We start from the raw sequence: 16,429 nt of genomic DNA, 5'->3' as shown, positions 1-16,429 counted from the left end.
ACGAAAAGACGGCGTCCGCCGAGCCATGCGGCCCGGCGGACGCCGTCCTGTCCCGTCGGTGTCAGTTGCGGCGACCGGCCGGATCCTGCATCGCGGTGTCCCGGTCACCGCCGGAGACCGGTGCGGGGGCGGCCGGCGTCTCCTTCGCCCGGTCCGCGTGTCCCGGCCACCAGGCGGCGTGGCCGATCAGGGCGGTGAGGCTGGGCGTGAAGAACATCGCCATGACGAAGGCGGCGACGGCGATACCGAAGGAGACCGCGAAGCCCATCTCCGTGAGCAGGGCGTTGCCGGCCAGCATCATCGTGGCGAAGGTCGCCGCCAGGATGAAGCCGGCCGCGGCCACCGTGGGACCGGCGTGCCGCAGCGCCATACCGGCTGCCTCGCGTGGTTCTCGGCCCTCGCGGGCCTCCTCCCTCAGCCGGGCGATCATGAGGATGTTGTAGTCGGTGCCGATGGCGACCACGAAGAGGTACATGATCACCGGGAGCATGAACATCAGGCCCGAGTGTCCCTGGCCCTCCTGGAAGATCCAGACCGTGGCGCCGAGCGTCGCACCGAAGCCCAGGCCCACCGACGCCATCAGGTACCAGGGGGCGACCACACTGCGCAGCAGCAGCCCCAGGATGAGCATGATCAGCGCGGCGGCGACGGGGAAGACCGTCCGGTAGTCGTGGTTGACCGCCGTGTCGATGTCCTTGAAGATCGAGGACATGCCGCCAACCAGAGCCTCGGTGCCGGGCGGCGCGTCGGCGTGCGCCACTTCGCGTACCCGGCCCACCGTATCGATGGCCTTGTCCGTCGACGCCTCGTACTTGAGGGTGACGGTGAAGTCGATGGTCGTGCCGTCCTTGTTCAACTGCGACAGACGGGCGTTCGCCACACCGTCCACGGCTCCGAGCTTCTTCACGTACGCGTCGAAGACCGTGGTGTCGATCGGCTTGCCGTCGGTGCTGGACAGGTAGACGTCGGTCGGCGCGGCGGCCCCCGCCGAATACGCCTTCTGCATCTCGTCCTGGACGACCATCGACTCCTTGGTCTTGGGCATGGAGCCGGACGCCAGGTCGAACGTGGCGTTGTAGCCGAACGTCCCGAGCGACAGCGCCACCAGGACGAGTCCCGAGAGCGCGGCCGTGAGTGCCGGACGCTTCTCCACGCCACGCCCCAGGGCGGCGAACCGGGCGTTCTCCGGCTCGCGTTGCCAGGACTTGGACGGCCAGAACACCTTCGGGCCGATGAGGGAGACGACGGCCGGGATCAGTGTCAGGCCCGCGATCAGGGTGACGGTGACCGCGATCGCGAGCGCCGGACCCATCTGCTTGAGGAAGCCCAGCGTCGACAGGACCAGCGCCAGGAACGCGATGATGACCGCTCCGGCGGCGGAGGCGATGGCCTCGCCGACCCGGTCGACCGCGTTGATCATTGCCTGTTTCGGTTCGTCACCGAGGCGCAGACGTTCGCGGTAGCGGAACATCAGGAACAGGAAGTAGTCCGTGCCCACGCCGAACAGCACGACGATCAGGATCGACGAGATCGAGCTGTTGGCCTGGAGACCGAAGAGCTTGGTGGCGTACGCGATCAGTCCGTTGGCGATCGCGGACACCAACCCGATGGTGATCAGGGGCAGGAAGGCCAGGATCGGCGCTCGGAAGATGATCAGCAGGGTCACCAGGATGATGAGGAAGGTGCCGATGCCGATCAGCGCCTCGCCACGTTTGGACGAGTCCTGCTGGTCGAGGGCCTGAGCGGCCGAGCCGCCGAGCTTGACGTCGAGGTTCGTGCCCTTGGCGAGTTTCTTGACGTCGTCGCGCAGCACCTTGGCCGCGTCCGCCTGTTTGGGCTGACCGGCGTTCTTGCTGTCCATCTGGACCAGGGTCATGGTGTACCTGCCGTCCGAGGACGGCTGGCCGGGGATGACCTTCTGCACCTGGTCGATCTTCTTCTTGCCCAGCTCGGAGGTGATCCGGGCGACGTCCTTCTGGTCGGCGGCGGTGAGCTTGCCGCCGTCGGTGCGCTGGTAGAGCGCGATCGCGGACGGGGTGAAGGCGCTGGGGAACGCCCTCTCCTGGAGTTCCGCCGCTTTGATGGACTCGTAACTCTTGGGGAGGAAACTGCTCTCGTCACTGTTCGAGGGCAGGCTCGGAGCGGTGGCCACGATCGCCACGGCAGCGATCAACCACGCAACGATCGTCCAGACGGGATGTCGGACGACAGCGTTGCCAATACTTCGGAACATGCGGAAGGTCCTCCTGGGAAGGAAGATCACCGCAGCCCGGGGAGCGGTCCCTGGCATCGGCGACCCCCGGCGGTCCCTCTGGGTCCCCCCGTCGGACCGGCCGGAATGGTTGTCTTGAGCTCTCATCCTAGAGATCACCGATCAAGATCGCTTGACCGGGAGTCAGTTTGGCCGGTCGGCGGTTCGCCCGGCCGCCGGGACGCGGGGCGGGGCCTTTGTGGGAGCTGTGGACCCACCGGTTTCCGGGCACCGCGAGTGTCTCCTCGGCGTCGTAGCGCGGACTCGCTGTGGGCAACGGCTGGATCTACGGCTCGGGCGACGGGTTGACGTCCCGGCGGCTGTGGCTGACGTGCCGGGGGTGTCGGGTGAGTCGACCGGAAGCCGTTCCCTCACGCGGAGATGCAGCAGCCCTGCTCATGGACGGTGGCCGTCGGTCCCGCGCGCCGCCGGCCCCGACGGTGGCCAGACCGCCCATGCCGCCGCCTACGAAGGCGATCCTCGGTCCGTGCGCCACGGCGGGCATTCACCACCCCAGGCCGCACCCGGCATGGCGCCGGCACGGTGAACGACGTGCCAACTTCCTGTGTGCGAACAGGATGTGCCCGTGACAGGGATCATGTGCATCGGGTAATCTTCAAGTAAAGCAATGGTCAAATGATTCGGGAGGCAATGGTGTTCGATCTGCGGGCCGAGGCCGAGATGAGGCTGCACTCGGACAGGGTGGCGAGGGAGCTCGCCGTGCGGAAGCAGTGCGAGGAGGGTGGCGAGCAGCAGGCGGTTGCTGAAGCGCCCGCCGCCGCCGAAGGGGAGCGGGCTGTCTGAGTCGCTCGGAGGGTGTCGGTCACCCCGGCGTCCTCCTGTGCTTCTCCTCACCCCGACCCTCACAATTTTACTAGGACGTCCTACTATTTTCTCAGCTCGCGTTCTTCGACGTGTCCTGGGAAGGCTCCGCCATGAGCGATCTGCATCGCCCCGTCCACCCCGTCCGCCTGGTCACCGCCTCGGCGCTGTTCGACGGGCATGACGCCTCGATCAACATCATGCGGCGGATCTTCCAGTCGCAGGGCGCCGAGGTCATCCACCTCGGCCACAACCGGTCGGTGCGGGAGGTCGTGGACGCGGCTCTCGAGGAGGACGCGCACGGCGTGGCGGTCTCGTCCTATCAGGGCGGGCACGTCGAGTACTTCGAGTACCTGGTGGCCTCGCTCCGGAAGCAGGGCGCGGAGCACATCCGGGTGGTGGGCGGCGGCGGCGGAGTGATCGTGCCGGAGGAGATCGCCCGGCTCCGGGAGAGCGGGGTGACGATCTTCTCGCCCGAGGACGGCCAGCGACTGGGTCTCGCGGGAATGGTGAACACGGTCGTCAAGGACTGCGACTTCGACCTCTGGGACGGCAAGCCGGCCGACCTCACCGCGGTCCTGGCCGGCGACCGGTTCGCGATCGCCCGCGCCCTCACCGGTGCCGAACTCGGCAAACTGCCCGAGGAGTTCCGGCAGGAGCTGCGGGCCACGGCGGCGACGCGGCACGTGCCGGTGCTCGGCATCACCGGCACCGGCGGCTCCGGCAAGTCGTCGCTGACCGACGAACTGGTGCGCCGGTTCCGTGTCGACCAGCGGGACGCCCTGCGGATCGCGGTGATCGCGGTCGACCCGACCCGTCGACGCGGTGGCGGGGCGCTGCTCGGCGACCGGATCCGGATGAACTCCCTGGACGGCGAGCGGGTGTTCTTCCGCAGCCTCGCCACCCGCGGCAGCCGCGAACTGCCCGAGCACCTCTCCGACGTGATCGACGTCGTGAAGGCCGCCGGATTCGACCTGGTGATCGTGGAGACGCCGGGCATCGGCCAGGGCGACGCGGCGATCGTGCCGTTCGTCGACGCCTCGCTGTATGTGATGACACCCGAGTTCGGCGCGGCCTCGCAGCTGGAGAAGATCGACATGCTCGACTTCGCCGACGTGGTGGCGATCAACAAGTTCGAGCGGCGCGGCGCCAAAGACGCCCTGCGGGACGTGGGCCGCCAACTGGTCCGCAACCGCGAGGCGTTCGGCAAGCGGCCCGAGGACATGCCGGTGTACGGCACCTCGGCGGCCACCTTCAACGACGACGGGGTCACCGCGCTCCACCAGCACCTCACCTCCCTCCTCGCCGACAAGGGGCTGCCGCTGCCCGAGGGCGCCCTGGCGCGGGTCGAGGTACGTCACTCCTCCGGCATCCGGCAGGTGGTCCCGCCGGACCGGGTGCGCTACCTCGCCGAGATCACCGAGACGGTCCGCGGCTACCACGCCGACACCGAGCGGCTGGCCGAGGCCGCCCGGCGGGTGCAGCGGCTGGAGCTGGTCGGGGCCGAGCTCGCCGAGGCCGGCTCCGACGCCGCGAACGTCCACGCGCTGCTCGACGAGGCCCGCACGCGCCTCCCGCACGACATCGTGCGGCAGATCGAGACGTGGCCCTCCGTCATCGCCTCCTACTCCGGCGACGAGCAGGTCGTGAAGGTCCGCGACCGGGAGATCCGCACCAAGCTGACCCGCGAGTCCCTGTCGGGCAACAAGATCCCCCGCGTCGCCCTGCCCCGCTTCACCGACCACGGCGAACTGGTCCGGTTCTGGCGTTCGGAGAACCTGCCCGGCCACTTCCCCTTCACCGCCGGGGTGTTCCCCTTCAAGCGCGACGGCGAGGACCCGGCCCGGATGTTCGCCGGCGAGGGCGACCCCTTCCGCACCAACCGCCGCTTCAAGCTCCTGTCCGAGGGCCAGCCGGCGACCCGCCTGTCCACCGCGTTCGACTCCGTCACCCTCTACGGCCGCGACCCCGACGAGCGCCCCGACATCTACGGCAAGGTCGGCACCTCCGGAGTCTCGGTGGCCACCCTGGAGGACATGAAGGCGCTCTACGACGGCTTCGACCTCGTGGCGCCCACCACCTCCGTCTCCATGACGATCAACGGACCGGCGCCGGCCGTCCTGGCGTTCTTCCTCAACACCGCGATCGACCAGCAGACGCAGCGGTTCCGCGAACAGGAGGGTCGCCACCCCTCGCCCGAGGAGGCGGCCGAGCTGCGCGCCCACGCGCTCGCGAACGTGCGCGGCACAGTGCAGGCCGACATCCTCAAGGAGGACCAGGGCCAGAACACCTGCCTGTTCTCCACCGAGTTCAGCCTGCGGATGATGGCCGACATCCAGGAGTGGTTCATCGAGCACCAGGTCCGCAACTTCTACTCGGTGTCCATCTCCGGCTACCACATCGCCGAAGCCGGCGCGAACCCCATCAGTCAGCTCGCCTTCACCCTGGCCAACGGCTTCACCTACGTCGAGGCCTACCTCGCCCGCGGCATGCGCGTCGACGACTTCGCCCCCAACCTGTCGTTCTTCTTCTCCAACGGCATGGACCCCGAGTACTCGGTGCTCGGCCGGGTCGCCCGCCGCATCTGGGCCGTCGCGATGAAGGAGAAGTACGGGGCCGGGGAGCGCAGCCAGAAGCTGAAGTACCACGTCCAGACCTCCGGCCGCTCCCTGCACGCCCAGGAGATGGACTTCAACGACATCCGCACCACGCTCCAGGCGCTCATCGCCATCTACGACAACTGCAACAGCCTGCACACCAACGCCTACGACGAGGCCGTCACCACCCCCACCGAGGAATCCGTACGCCGGGCCCTGGCCATCCAGCTGATCATCAACCGGGAATGGGGCCTCGCGATGAACGAGAACCCGCTCCAGGGGTCGTTCATCATCGACGAGCTCACCGACCTGGTCGAGGAAGCGGTCCTCCAGGAGTTCGAGCGGATCAGCGAACGCGGCGGTGTGCTCGGCGCGATGGAGACCGGCTACCAGCGCGGCCGTATCCAGGACGAGTCGATGCTCTACGAGCAGCGCAAGCACGACGGCTCCCTGCCGCTGATCGGCGTCAACACCTTCCGCAACCCCCATGCCGACACCGCCGAGCCGGGTGTCGTCGAACTCGCCCGCGCGACCGAGGAAGAGAAGCAGTCCCAGCTGGAACGCGTACGGGACTTCCACGCCCGCCACCACGAGGAGGCCCGGGTGGCCCTGGACGCCCTCAAGGACGCGGCGGTGCGCGGCGAGAACGTGTTCGCCGTCCTCATGGACGCCACGCGCGTCTGCTCCCTCCAGCAGATCACCGAGGCCTTCTTCGAGGTCGGCGGCCAGTACCGGCGCAACGTCTGACTCTCACCGGTATGACAGTCGTTATAAGAGGGGATAGTGTTCGTCCCCTGCTTATAACGACTGTCATAGGAGGGTGTCGTGACGATCATCACCGTCAACGCACCGAAGGGCCGCCTGTCCCTGGAGCAGCGCCGTGCGTTGGCCGAGACGCTGACGGACGCGGTGCTCGTGCCCGAGGTGGGGCAGTTCGCTCCGGCCGCCCGGGCCGGCTTCCAGGTGCACTTCGTCGAGCGTGAGCCGGACATGATGGCCATCGGTGGGCGGCTGCTGGTGGATGCCGGGCCGGAGCTGGACGTGATGGCGGTCGACGTCGCGGTCATGGACGCCGCCTGGCAGCCGGACGTGCGTGCCGAGGTCATCGAGCGCATCCTGGCCGCACTGGCGGCCGCCTGCGGGCTGGAGAAGCCGGCGCCGGCCTGGTGGGTCAACTTCCGGGTGATCGACGAGGGCAGTTGGGGATCGTCCGGCGGGGTGCAGTCCATCCTCTCGCTGCTGCGGAGCGGAGTGTTCACGGAGGACCGGGCCGAAGCCGTCCGTGCCGCGCTGGCCGGCTGAAGCGGCGTCAGTCCCCGATCGCGTGAGTCCCGATCGCGTCAGTCCCCGATCGTGGCGAGGATCAGCGCCCGCAGCTGCACCTCGGTGCGATCGAGGGGCTCGGTGCTGCGCTTGGCGCGGCACATCGCCACGGTCCCTTCCACGGCCGCGACGATGAGCGTCGCGAGCTGGGCCGCCCGCTCGGGTTCGGTCCCGTGCTCGCGCAGGGAGGCGGCCAGCAGGCCCTCCCATTCCGTGAAGACGTCGGCGGCCGCCGTCAGGGCGGCCGGTGTCTCCTCGGCGGCGGGTTCCTCGATGGACACGGCGAGGACGGGGCAGCCGGCCCGGAAGTCGCTGTCCACGACGATCTTGCGCCACAGAGCGAGAAAGGCCCGCAGACCCGCGACCGGCCCGGCCCGGAGCTCCTTGCGCAGACCGCGCGCCACCAACTCGCCGGTGTAGCGGACCGCCTCCGTCGCCAGCTGCTGCTTGCCCTCGGGGAAGTAGTGGTACGTCGAGCCGAGCGGCGCCCGGGCGTGCTTGGCCATCTCGCGGATGCTCGTCGCGTTCAGGCCGCGCCGGCTGATCATGTCGGCGGCTCCGGCGACGATCCGCTCGCGCGCCGACGGGCTGGGCTTGGTCACGTACGCGGTCCCTTCCGACCTCACTGGCTGTAACGGCCGTCATGGTCTTGGCTATAACGGCCGTCATAGTCTACCGTGATCGCCGTTTATAACGACTGTCATAGTCGCGTCTCCCGAACGGAACCGAGCGAGGTATGCCATGCCGATGATCCGTCTCACCGTCCCGGCCGGTGCCCTGACCGAACAGGGGCGCGGCAGCGTCCAGAAGGACCTCGCCGCGGTGCTGCTCCGCTGGGAGGGCGCCCCCGACACCGCCTTCTTCCGCGCTCAGGCGTGGAGCTACCTCGTCGAACTGCCCGAGGGCGCCCAGAGGACCGCCGAGGACAACGCGCCGCGCTTCCTGGTCGAGGTCACCGTGCCGCAGGGCGCCCTCTCCGAGCGCCGCAAGGCCGGCCTGGTCGAGGAGGCGACGAAGACCGTCCTGGCCGCCGCCGGACTCGCTGCTGACGAGGCCCCGCGGGTGTGGGTCCTGATCCACGAGCAGCCCGACGGGGCCTGGGGCGCGGGCGGCTCGGTGATCCGCCACGCCGACCTCGTGGCCCTCGCCCAGCAGGGGAGGAACGATGCGTGAGCTGACCTACGTCGCCAGGCGCACGGTCGAGTGGCGCGAGGTGCCCGACCCGAAGCTCGGCTCGGACCGGGCGGCGATCGTCGCACCCGTCGCCGCCACGCCCTGTGACGTCGACTCCTCCATCCTCGCCGGGCACGGCTTCATCGAGCCGCCCTTCGCCCTCGGTCACGAGTGCGTCGCCCGGGTCGTGGAGACCGGCGACGCCGTCACTGCCGTGACCCCCGGGGGCCTGGTCGTGGTGCCGTGGTCCATCAACTGCGGTGCGTGCGGGCGCTGTCGGGCGGGATTGACCGCGCACTGCGAGTCGGTGCCGCACATGGCGATGTACGGCGCCCCGATCGGTGGCGAGTGGGGCGGCCACTTCTCCGACCTGGTCCGGGTGCCGTACGCCGACGCCATGCTGGTCCCGCTGCCGACCGGCCTCGACCCGGTCGCCATGGCCTCGGCCAGCGACAACTGGTCCCTCGCCTGGCGCCTGATCGCCCCCCACCTCAAGCAGCGCCCCGGCGCCCGCGTCCTGGTCGTCGCCCGCGGCAGCATCGGCCTCTACGTGTGCGACATCGCCCGCGCGCTCGGCGCCTCCGAAGTGCTCTACGTCGATCCCGACGCCGAACACCGCGAACTGGCCCGGGAGTTCGGTGCGGAGACGGCCGAGACCCTGGAGCTGGCCCCGCAGCGTCACGACATCGCCGTCGAGGCCACCGGGCGGGTCGACCAACTCGCGCTCGCCGTCAAGTGCCTTGCACCGGAAGGGATCTGCGAGAGCGCCGGCAACCACTTCCGGCCCGGCGAACTGCCCCTGCTCGACATGTACCTCACCGGCGTCACCCTGCGCGTCGCCCGCGACAACGTCCGCGCCCACCTCCCCGACGCCCTGGATCTCGCCGCCTCCGGCAAGGTCACACCGGAGAAGGTGGTCTCCCACGTCATCGACTGGGAGGAGCTCCCGACCGCGCTCCCCGAGAAGCACACCAAGCCGGTCTTCGTCCGGGCCGACGTCTGACCCGGCTACCCCGACCGCTGTCGAGGCCGGGGACAGGCGGACGACCTCGAGCCGAGCGCCTCCTGTTCGCCCTCGGCCGGTGCCCGATGACGCCGGAACCCGGGGAAGAACAGGAGGAGGGCGATCGCCGCCACGACGGTCAGGACGCCGCCGCCCGTCACGGTCCACGTGACACCGAGGGCGGCGCCGACCGTGCCGTGCAGGAGGTCGCCCAGCCGTGGCCCTCCGACGGCCACCACCGTGTCGATCCCCTGGAGCCGGCCGCGCATCCCGTCGGGAACAGCCGTCTGCAGGACCGTCTTCCGGAAGACGCCCAGCGCCAGGAGTGCGCCGCCGGCCGGCAGCAGCCACGCCACCGCGGCGGCCAGCGAGCGTGCCGACCCGAACCCCGCCACCGCCAGCCCCCACACCCCGACCGACACCGCCACCGCGACACCGTGCCGACGGACGCGCGTGAAGGCCCCGGAGAACAACCCCGCCAGCACCCCACCGGCCGAGACGGCGGCGTACAGCACCCCGATGTCCGACGGGTGGAAGGTCCGCGCCGCCAGTTGCGGGAAGAGTGCCGTGGGCAGACCGAGGGACAGGGCGGCGAAGTCGGAGAGATAGACCGTCAGTAATATCTGATGCCGCGTCACAAACCGTACGCCATCCGTGATCTGCCGTATGACCGGGTCCTGGGGACGCCGGCCACCGCCGACCGCAGGCAGAGTCGGCAGCCGCCACACCGCCCACACCGTCGCGCAGACGGCGACGGCGTCCGCCAGATACAGCGTCCCGCTTCCGACGACCGGGAGCAGACCACCGGCCAGCAGCGGCCCGGCGATCCCCGCCGACAGGAGGACCACCGACTGCAGCGCGTTGGCGGCGGGAAGCAGGCCGGGCCGCACCAGACGCGGTGTCACGGCCCTGCTCACCGTGGAGTTGGCGCCGAACAGGGCCTGCTGCGCACCGACCAGCACGAGCAGCACACCGACCGACCGCAGATGCGTCCATGCCTGCGCCCACAGCAGCAACGACGTCACCCCGATGCCGGTCGTGGTCGTCAGCAGCACCCGGCGCCGGTCCCGTACGTCGGCGAGCGCCCCTCCCCACAGCGCCGCCGCGGCCATCGGGGCGAGGCCCACGAGACCGGCCAGACCCACGCAGGCCGACGAACCGGAGAACTCGTAGATCTGCAACGGCACGACGACCGCGGTCAGTTGAGCCCCGAGGGCGGTGACGATGCCGGCCGCCCACAAACGCCGGAACTCCTGCACTCGCAGCGGCCCGACGTCGACCAGTACCCGTTTTCCTCGCCTCATGGAGCGAGGCTGCGGGCTCCCCCTGGGGCAAGGTCAACCGACGTGGGCGAGTACCTGGTCGGCCAGTTCCCGCGGAGTCGACTCGCCGTCGAGGAACACGGTGTCACCGGGCAGGGTGTCGACCGCGGCCGTGCACGCCTCGATACGGGCCTTGCACCACGCCCGCACCCGCTCCTCCCGGGCAGGGTCGTCGGGGAAGAAGCTCCGTGCGTCGATCCGGCGCACCAAAACCTCGGGCGCGACCTTGAGGAAGAAGTGGTGGACGACGACGTCCGCGTCCTTGAGGGCGCCGAAGATCTCGTCCAGGTAACCCGGGTTCACCAGAGTCATGGGAACCAGAAGCGGGCGCCCGTACTCCGCGACCAGGCCGACGGCCAGATCCGCGACCTGCCGCCGCCACAGCGGAAGGTCCTGGAAGTCACCGGTCGGCACGTCCACGATCTCCCGCAGCAGATAGCCGACCATCTCCGGGTCGAGGACCAGTGCCTCGGGCCACCGCGGGCGCAGTTCCTCCACGAGCGTGGTCTTCCCGCTGCCGAAGGCCCCGTTGACCCAGACGATCACAGCCGTCCTCCTCGTTCCTCGACAGTGGGCTCATGCGGTGGGGCCGTGCTCCCCCTCACCACCAGCCGCGTCGGGACGAGATCGGTGCCGGGCTGTCCGCCCTCACCCGCGCGGATCTGTTGCAGCACCTTCTGGACGCAGCGGTGCCCCACCTCCGCGAAGTCCTGGTGGACGGTGGTGAGCGGCGGCACGAAGAACGCCGCGTCGGGAATGTCGTCGAAACCGACCACGCTGACGTCGTACGGCACGGACAGCCCCCGCTCGTGGAACGCGCGCAGCAGTCCCAACGCCATCTGGTCGTTGGCGGCGAACACGGCCGTGCAGTCCGGTGGTTCGGCGAGCACGAGCCCGGCCGCGTAACCGGACTCGGCCGACCAGTCCCCGTACAGCGCGGGCGGCACCGGCCGCCCGGCCTCCCGCAGCACCGCACGCCAGGCCTGGGCCCGCCGCTGCCCCGCGAAGGAGGCCTGCGGACCGGTCACATGCCATACGGTCCGATGGCCCAGGTCCAGCAGATGCTGTACGGCCTGGCGGGCGCCGTCCGTCTGATCGGTGTCGACCACGCTGTAGCGGTCGCCGGCGTCGGAGTCCACCACGACGACATGCACCCCGGGCGGCAGCTGCACTGTTCCGGTGTCGAGGAGATGGATCTCCATGATGACGATGACGGCGTCGACGGCCAGCTCACCCATGCGCGTGAAGGCGCCGAGGACGTTGTCCTGCGTCGGGACGTCGATGGGGATCAGGGTGATCGCGTACCCCTCGGCCGCCGCGTGCGTGGCGATCGCCTCCACCGTCCGGCTGTTGCCCGTGGAGGACAGGCTGAACAGGATCACGCCGATGGTGTTGAACTGGCCGTACCGCAGCGCCCGCGCGGCACTGTTGGGTCGGTAACCCAGTTCCCGCATCGCCGCCAAAACCTGCTCGCGGGTGGACGTGATCACCCCGGGGTGACCGTTGGAGACCCGCGAGACGGTCTGCGAGGAGACGCCCGCGAGCTTGGCCACGTCGGCCATGGACACGCGCTGCTTGCGCCGGCCTCCGGGGACACCGGAACCTCCTCGCTCCACCACTGCTGCCTCCTCCGTCCGCACACGAACGTGTTGCCTGTCGCACCGGATGTTACGTGTGGGAAACCTTGACGGTCGCCGAGACGGATGCCACGATTCCGGCGCCACCATGTTTACGTAAACATGCTGTCGTTCCGAAAGGGTTTGGTCGATGCGCAAGACCCCCGTCAGCACCCGTCGCGCCTCGAGGCTACGTGCCTCGCTCGTCGCCGTCGCGATCGCCGCGGTCAGCGGCGCCACCCTCACCGGCAGCCCCGCCTCCGCCGCCGCGCCGACCACCGACACGACCCAGTTCAAGGGCGTCAACTGGGCCGACCCGCGCGACAACTTCGCCGACGACGAGCTCCAGCTGTCGGGCCTGTCGACCTCCGACACCTACGCCCAGACCTACACCAAGGCGAGCCGCATCATCTCGGCGTTCCGCGCGAACCTCGGCGCCAACACCGTCCGGCTGCCGATCAACCCGTACACCGTCAACGGCTCCTACTGGAAGTCGTACCGGGGCGTCATAGACGCCGCGACGGCCCACGGCTTCAAGGTCATCGTGTCCTACTGGGAGGGCACGGGCGACCGCAAGGACGGCTTCATCGACGACGAGGCCACCTACTGGCCGATGTGGAACACCGTCGTCAAGGCCTACAAGGGCAACTCACGGGTCTACTTCGAGCCGATGAACGAGCCGCACGGCTACACCGACGCCCAGTGGGCCGACATCGCCGCGAAGTGGCTGGACACCTACAAGTCGGTGCCCCGCAACCGCGTCTTCGTCAGCGGCGCCGGCTACAACGACCACGTCACGACGGTGTGCGCCGACCCGCGTCTGAAGGGCACCTACCTGTCGCTGCACCACTACGGCTTCTGGAAGTCGTACGCCACCTACGACGAGTGGGTCGCCGACCTGAAGGTACGCATCGGTGACTGCGCGAACCGCACCGTGGCGGACGAGTTCGGCGCGCCGATGACGACCGGCCTGAACTACAACGTGAAGACCCCGGACGACAACTTCGTCAACTTCATCCAGGCCGTCACCGACACCTTCCGCGAGCTGAAGATGGGCTCGGTGTACTGGCCGGGCCTGCGTACCGACGACATCTACTCGGTGCAGAAGCTCGTCGGCCCCGCCAACCGTCCGTGGCTGCAGACCACCAACCAGTCCGGCGCCGACCGCCTCGCCTGGGCCTGGGGACGCGGCAAGCCCGTCAAGGGCTGACCTGTTCCCCGGCCGGTCGCCGTGCCTTCAGGCGCCGCGGCCGGCCGGCTTGTGTGTCGGCCGTTCGGACATGGCCGACTCGCGCCCTTCTCACGCCCCCGTGGGCTGCTCAGACTTTCAGGTAGGAGCGCAGGGGGGAGGCCGTCGTGGCCAGGCGTCGACGGAGTACGGCCGCTCGCAGACGGCGGGTGCTCAGGATCCAGTGGGGCGCGGGCGGCGGCGCGGTGGCGCTGGTCCTCCTGGTGATGTTCTGGACGAGCGTGTGGCCGTATCTGTTGGGTTTCCTGCTGGTCGGTGCCGCCGGGGCGGTCGGCCTGCGGCTGTGGCGGACGGACCGGCTGCTGCGCGGCCGGGACCGTCGCCGGCGTGAGGAGGACGCGGTGCAGGCGGGCCGGCGGACCCTGGCCGAGGTGGACGTCATGACGGGCACCGAGTTCGAGGAACTGGTCGCGGGGCTGTGCCGGCGGGACGGGTGCACGGAGGTCCGCCGGGTGGGCGGTGCGGGCGACAACGGCGCCGACGTCCTCGGGCGGCTGCCGGACGGCCGGACGATGGTCGTCCAGTGCAAACGGTACGCACCGAGCAGGGCGATTCCGAACCGCGAGCTGCGTGATCTGCTGGGCGCCCGGGTGCACTTCGGCGCCGACGTGGCCGTGTTCGTGACGACATCACGTTTCACCGGCCCCTCCGAGAGCTTCGCGGTGCAGCACGGCATCCTCGCCGTGCACCGCGACCTCCTCGGCCTGTGGAACAACGGGGCTTCCCTCATGTCGGTGGCCGGGGTGAACGGCCGGGGCCAGGGGGACGCCAGGCACCGGACCCGCTGGAAGCAGGCGTACGGCGGCTGAAGCCCGGATGCGACTCGGTGCTGGATCAGAACGCCGGGCGGCCGGCTGTTGCCGTGGGCGAAGGGCACACACGGCCGGCCGCAAACTCATCCCGTACGACAGACCCCGGGGAGACGCAGGTCACATCTGCGGCTGTCACAATCCGCCGGGCCATTCAGTCATAGGTGTGTAGCCATCAACAACGGCCGAAGGAGCACACCATGGAAGCCCGACTCGACGTCTTCGCCAGCCCGCTGGCCGGCAAGCTGCTGAAGCACTTCGCCTCCGCGGGCAAGGTGGTCACGGACTCGGGACTGCCGATGACGACCCAGGAACTGGTGAAGATCCGCGCGAGCCAGATCAACGGCTGCGGGTTCTGCCTCGACATGCACACCAAGGAGGCCGCCGCCGCGGGCGAGACCGCGCAGCGCCTCCACATGGTCGCGGCGTGGCGAGAGGCCAAGGTCTTCACCGAGGCCGAGCGCGCCGCGCTGGAACTGACGGAACGGGGCACCCGCCTCGCCGACGGGGCCGGGGTCCCGGACGACGTCTGGGAGAACGCTGCCAAGCACTACGACGAGGACCAGCTCCTCGCCCTGGTCTCCCTGATCGCCGTCATCAACGCCTTCAACCGGCTGAACGTCATGACCCAGCAGCCGGCCGGCGACTACGTGGTCGGCCAGTTCGGCTGAGCCCGACGACCGGGTGGCCGGCCCGGGGGCTGCAGACCCCGGGCCCTGCCTCGGCCCGTCCGCCCGAGCGCGCCGGTCCCTCCCGTGAGAACCCGGGTCACACCTCCCGGTGATTGATCCCGAGCAGACTCGCCGCGGCCCCGAAGTCGGCGCCGTGATGACCCACCGCCAGCGACCAGTGGTGTCCGACCCCCGTCGCGCTCCACGCGTCGACCCACTCGCCGGGATCCCGGCCGAAGTCGACCCTGCTGGTGGTGTTGCCGATCTTCAGCAACGGCCCCGGCACGACGGTTCCCTGCGACGTGATGAACGACAGGCTGCCGTCGGCGTCCTGGCCCAGGCCCAGCAGGGTCACGGGGCCGTGCCGGACGTCGAACTCCACGCTGACACCCCAGCCGCGCTTGCCGTGATAGACGCCGAGGCCGCGCAGCAGCGGATCGCGGGCGCTGAGGGCGAGGTGGGCGGGCCCGTCGTGGCCCATCTCCACCACCCCGTCCTCGAAGTTCAGCGCCTGGATCTCGGTGAAGGAGCCCCCGGCCCCGACGCTCTGCGAGGCCAACTGGGCCAGACTGGTGCGCAGTTCGAACTCACCGGCCGTGGGCACACCTCGGGCGGTGAGCAGCGAGGCGCCCAGGATCATGCCGGCGCCGAGCCGCTCGTACTGCTCGCCGTCGAGTCCCCGGTGGTAGTACGCGAGGGTGTCGAGGCCGAAGTCCTCCACCAGCCGGTCGAGAGCCACCGACACGGTCGCTCCCCACGCGAAGTCCTCGTCGACCACGCTGTCGTCGACGGTGAAGATCCGCCGGGCGAGTTCCACCCGCTCCCGGGTCTCGGCCTCCGTCACCTTCTCCACCCGGTGCCGCAGATCGTCGAACTCCAGCACCTCGACGTGCGAGCCGAACGTCGCCGACAGCAGCGTCGGATCGGTCTGCACGTCGAGCATCCCGGGGTACACGTGCCCCATCAGCCCGTGCCGGGCGTGCCGGAGCGCGGCCCGGACGTGCGCGGCCCGCACCCACCGCTCGATACGCCGCCACGCCGACTCCTGCCGCAACCAGCCCGACACCGACCGGAAGGGGACACCGGCCCGCCGGAAGACGTTGCCGACCTCCGGCACGGAGCACTGCGAGCAGTACGCCAGCCAGTCGCCCGTGTCGAAGGAGGCGTGGTCCATCCGCTCGGACGGCTGGAGGTCGACGACCAGGACCGGGGTGTTCGTGCGCTGCGCGATCGGCAGCACCATCGACGAGGTCAGATAGGTCGTCAGGAACAGCACGATCAGATCGCAGTCGGCCCGCCTGAGTTGCTCGGCGGCGGCCGCGCCCTCCTGCGCGTCGGAGACGAACCCGGCGTCCGTCACCTCCGCGTCCAACTGCCCCAGCCGCTCGGCGACATACGCGGCCGACCGCTTCAACTGGGGCAGCAGGCCCGGGAACTGAGGCCAGTACGTGCCGAGGCCGCCGGACACCAGTCCGATCCGCGGCCGGCGCCGGACCACGGGCGGGAGCAATTCGCCCAGGCCTGACTCCCGTTCACCGGCAAACGTCGTGGGGGTTTCGGTCGTCGCCATGGTCGGCGCTCCTTCAGGATTCG

General features: G+C 69.9%; 14 protein-coding genes. 8 read left to right on the top strand and 6 right to left on the bottom strand.

Going from position 1 to position 16,429, the window contains the following annotated elements:
- Positions 1-61 precede the first annotated feature (61 nt).
- Positions 62-2,233: an MMPL family transporter gene (locus tag ABZT02_RS01665; protein WP_356013114.1), complete on the bottom strand. Its 2,172-nt coding sequence runs from the start codon at positions 2,231-2,233 to the stop codon at positions 62-64.
- A gap of 654 nt (positions 2,234-2,887) precedes the next feature.
- Here ABZT02_RS01665 and ABZT02_RS01660 point away from each other — a divergent pair.
- The 3 genes from ABZT02_RS01660 (at position 2,888) to ABZT02_RS01650 (ending at position 6,972) form a co-directional block, all read left to right on the top strand.
- Positions 2,888-3,055: a hypothetical protein gene (locus tag ABZT02_RS01660; RefSeq protein WP_356013112.1), complete on the top strand. Its 168-nt coding sequence runs from the start codon at positions 2,888-2,890 to the stop codon at positions 3,053-3,055.
- Positions 3,056-3,186: 131 nt separating this feature from the next.
- Entirely contained in the window at positions 3,187-6,417 is a 3,231-nt protein-coding gene (gene icmF / locus ABZT02_RS01655) for a fused isobutyryl-CoA mutase/GTPase IcmF (protein WP_356013111.1), read from the top strand.
- 78 nt (positions 6,418-6,495) lie between these two features.
- Positions 6,496-6,972 (top strand): tautomerase family protein, encoded by a 477-nt coding sequence (locus ABZT02_RS01650; protein WP_356013109.1) that lies wholly within the window; start codon positions 6,496-6,498, stop codon positions 6,970-6,972.
- A 38-nt stretch (positions 6,973-7,010) separates the two neighbouring features.
- Here ABZT02_RS01650 and ABZT02_RS01645 read toward each other — a convergent pair whose 3' ends face one another.
- On the bottom strand, positions 7,011-7,595 hold the full coding sequence (locus ABZT02_RS01645) for a TetR/AcrR family transcriptional regulator (protein ID WP_356013107.1): 585 nt from the start codon (positions 7,593-7,595) through the stop codon (positions 7,011-7,013).
- Between the two features lie 139 nt (positions 7,596-7,734).
- Here ABZT02_RS01645 and ABZT02_RS01640 point away from each other — a divergent pair, with 139 nt between their 5' ends.
- Positions 7,735-8,166 carry a tautomerase family protein gene (locus ABZT02_RS01640; RefSeq protein WP_356013105.1) on the top strand — a complete coding sequence of 144 codons (432 nt, stop codon included), beginning with the start codon at positions 7,735-7,737 and terminating at the stop codon, positions 8,164-8,166.
- On the top strand, positions 8,159-9,169 hold the full coding sequence (locus ABZT02_RS01635; protein ID WP_356013103.1) for an alcohol dehydrogenase catalytic domain-containing protein: 1,011 nt from the start codon (positions 8,159-8,161) through the stop codon (positions 9,167-9,169). Before ABZT02_RS01640 ends, ABZT02_RS01635 begins: the two co-directional genes overlap by 8 nt.
- Before the next feature lie 5 nt (positions 9,170-9,174).
- On the opposite strand, the gene ABZT02_RS01630 is transcribed toward ABZT02_RS01635, so the two are convergent.
- Genes ABZT02_RS01630 through ABZT02_RS01620 form a run of 3 tightly spaced genes read right to left on the bottom strand, consistent with a single transcriptional unit; the run spans position 9,175 to position 12,110 of the window.
- Positions 9,175-10,473: an MFS transporter gene (locus ABZT02_RS01630; protein ID WP_356013101.1), complete on the bottom strand. Its 1,299-nt coding sequence runs from the start codon at positions 10,471-10,473 to the stop codon at positions 9,175-9,177.
- 33 nt (positions 10,474-10,506) lie between these two features.
- Positions 10,507-11,037, bottom strand: coding sequence for an AAA family ATPase (locus ABZT02_RS01625; RefSeq protein WP_356013099.1), 531 nt, complete (start codon positions 11,035-11,037; stop codon positions 10,507-10,509).
- Complete coding sequence (locus ABZT02_RS01620; protein ID WP_356013097.1) at positions 11,034-12,110, bottom strand: LacI family DNA-binding transcriptional regulator; 1,077 nt, start codon at positions 12,108-12,110, stop codon at positions 11,034-11,036. Before ABZT02_RS01620 ends, ABZT02_RS01625 begins: the two co-directional genes overlap by 4 nt.
- Before the next feature lie 148 nt (positions 12,111-12,258).
- Here ABZT02_RS01620 and ABZT02_RS01615 point away from each other — a divergent pair, with 148 nt between their 5' ends.
- From ABZT02_RS01615 to ABZT02_RS01605, 3 genes are all read left to right on the top strand, one after another.
- Complete coding sequence (locus tag ABZT02_RS01615; protein ID WP_356013095.1) at positions 12,259-13,317, top strand: cellulase family glycosylhydrolase; 1,059 nt, start codon at positions 12,259-12,261, stop codon at positions 13,315-13,317.
- A gap of 146 nt (positions 13,318-13,463) precedes the next feature.
- On the top strand, positions 13,464-14,165 hold the full coding sequence (locus ABZT02_RS01610) for a restriction endonuclease (RefSeq protein WP_356013093.1): 702 nt from the start codon (positions 13,464-13,466) through the stop codon (positions 14,163-14,165).
- Between the two features lie 200 nt (positions 14,166-14,365).
- Positions 14,366-14,836, top strand: a complete 471-nt coding sequence (locus ABZT02_RS01605) for a carboxymuconolactone decarboxylase family protein (protein WP_356013090.1) — start codon at positions 14,366-14,368, stop codon at positions 14,834-14,836.
- A 97-nt stretch (positions 14,837-14,933) separates the two neighbouring features.
- Here the strand turns inward: ABZT02_RS01605 and ABZT02_RS01600 are convergent, their stop codons facing one another.
- A complete protein-coding gene (locus ABZT02_RS01600; RefSeq protein WP_356013088.1) occupies positions 14,934-16,406 on the bottom strand; it encodes an L-fucose/L-arabinose isomerase family protein in 1,473 nt (490 codons plus the stop codon).
- Positions 16,407-16,429 lie beyond the last annotated feature (23 nt).

Origin of the sequence: Streptomyces sp. NPDC005402 (genome assembly GCF_040606575.1) — a bacterium.
GTDB lineage: Bacteria > Actinomycetota > Actinomycetes > Streptomycetales > Streptomycetaceae > Streptomyces.
This window is presented reverse-complemented; position numbering and strand designations above follow the sequence as displayed.

What these genes read in the sequence shown, in the direction of transcription:
- icmF (WP_356013111.1), top strand. Translation starts at nt 3,187, where the DNA reads ATGAGCGATCTGCATCGCCCCGTCCACCCCGTCCGCCTGGTCACCGCC.
- ABZT02_RS01630 (WP_356013101.1), bottom strand. Translation starts at nt 10,473, where the DNA reads ATGAGGCGAGGAAAACGGGTACTGGTCGACGTCGGGCCGCTGCGAGTG.
- ABZT02_RS01665 (WP_356013114.1), bottom strand. Translation starts at nt 2,233, where the DNA reads ATGTTCCGAAGTATTGGCAACGCTGTCGTCCGACATCCCGTCTGGACG.
- ABZT02_RS01635 (WP_356013103.1), top strand. Translation starts at nt 8,159, where the DNA reads ATGCGTGAGCTGACCTACGTCGCCAGGCGCACGGTCGAGTGGCGCGAG.
- ABZT02_RS01605 (WP_356013090.1), top strand. Translation starts at nt 14,366, where the DNA reads ATGGAAGCCCGACTCGACGTCTTCGCCAGCCCGCTGGCCGGCAAGCTG.
- ABZT02_RS01660 (WP_356013112.1), top strand. Translation starts at nt 2,888, where the DNA reads ATGATTCGGGAGGCAATGGTGTTCGATCTGCGGGCCGAGGCCGAGATG.
- ABZT02_RS01600 (WP_356013088.1), bottom strand. Translation starts at nt 16,406, where the DNA reads ATGGCGACGACCGAAACCCCCACGACGTTTGCCGGTGAACGGGAGTCA.
- ABZT02_RS01615 (WP_356013095.1), top strand. Translation starts at nt 12,259, where the DNA reads ATGCGCAAGACCCCCGTCAGCACCCGTCGCGCCTCGAGGCTACGTGCC.
- ABZT02_RS01640 (WP_356013105.1), top strand. Translation starts at nt 7,735, where the DNA reads ATGCCGATGATCCGTCTCACCGTCCCGGCCGGTGCCCTGACCGAACAG.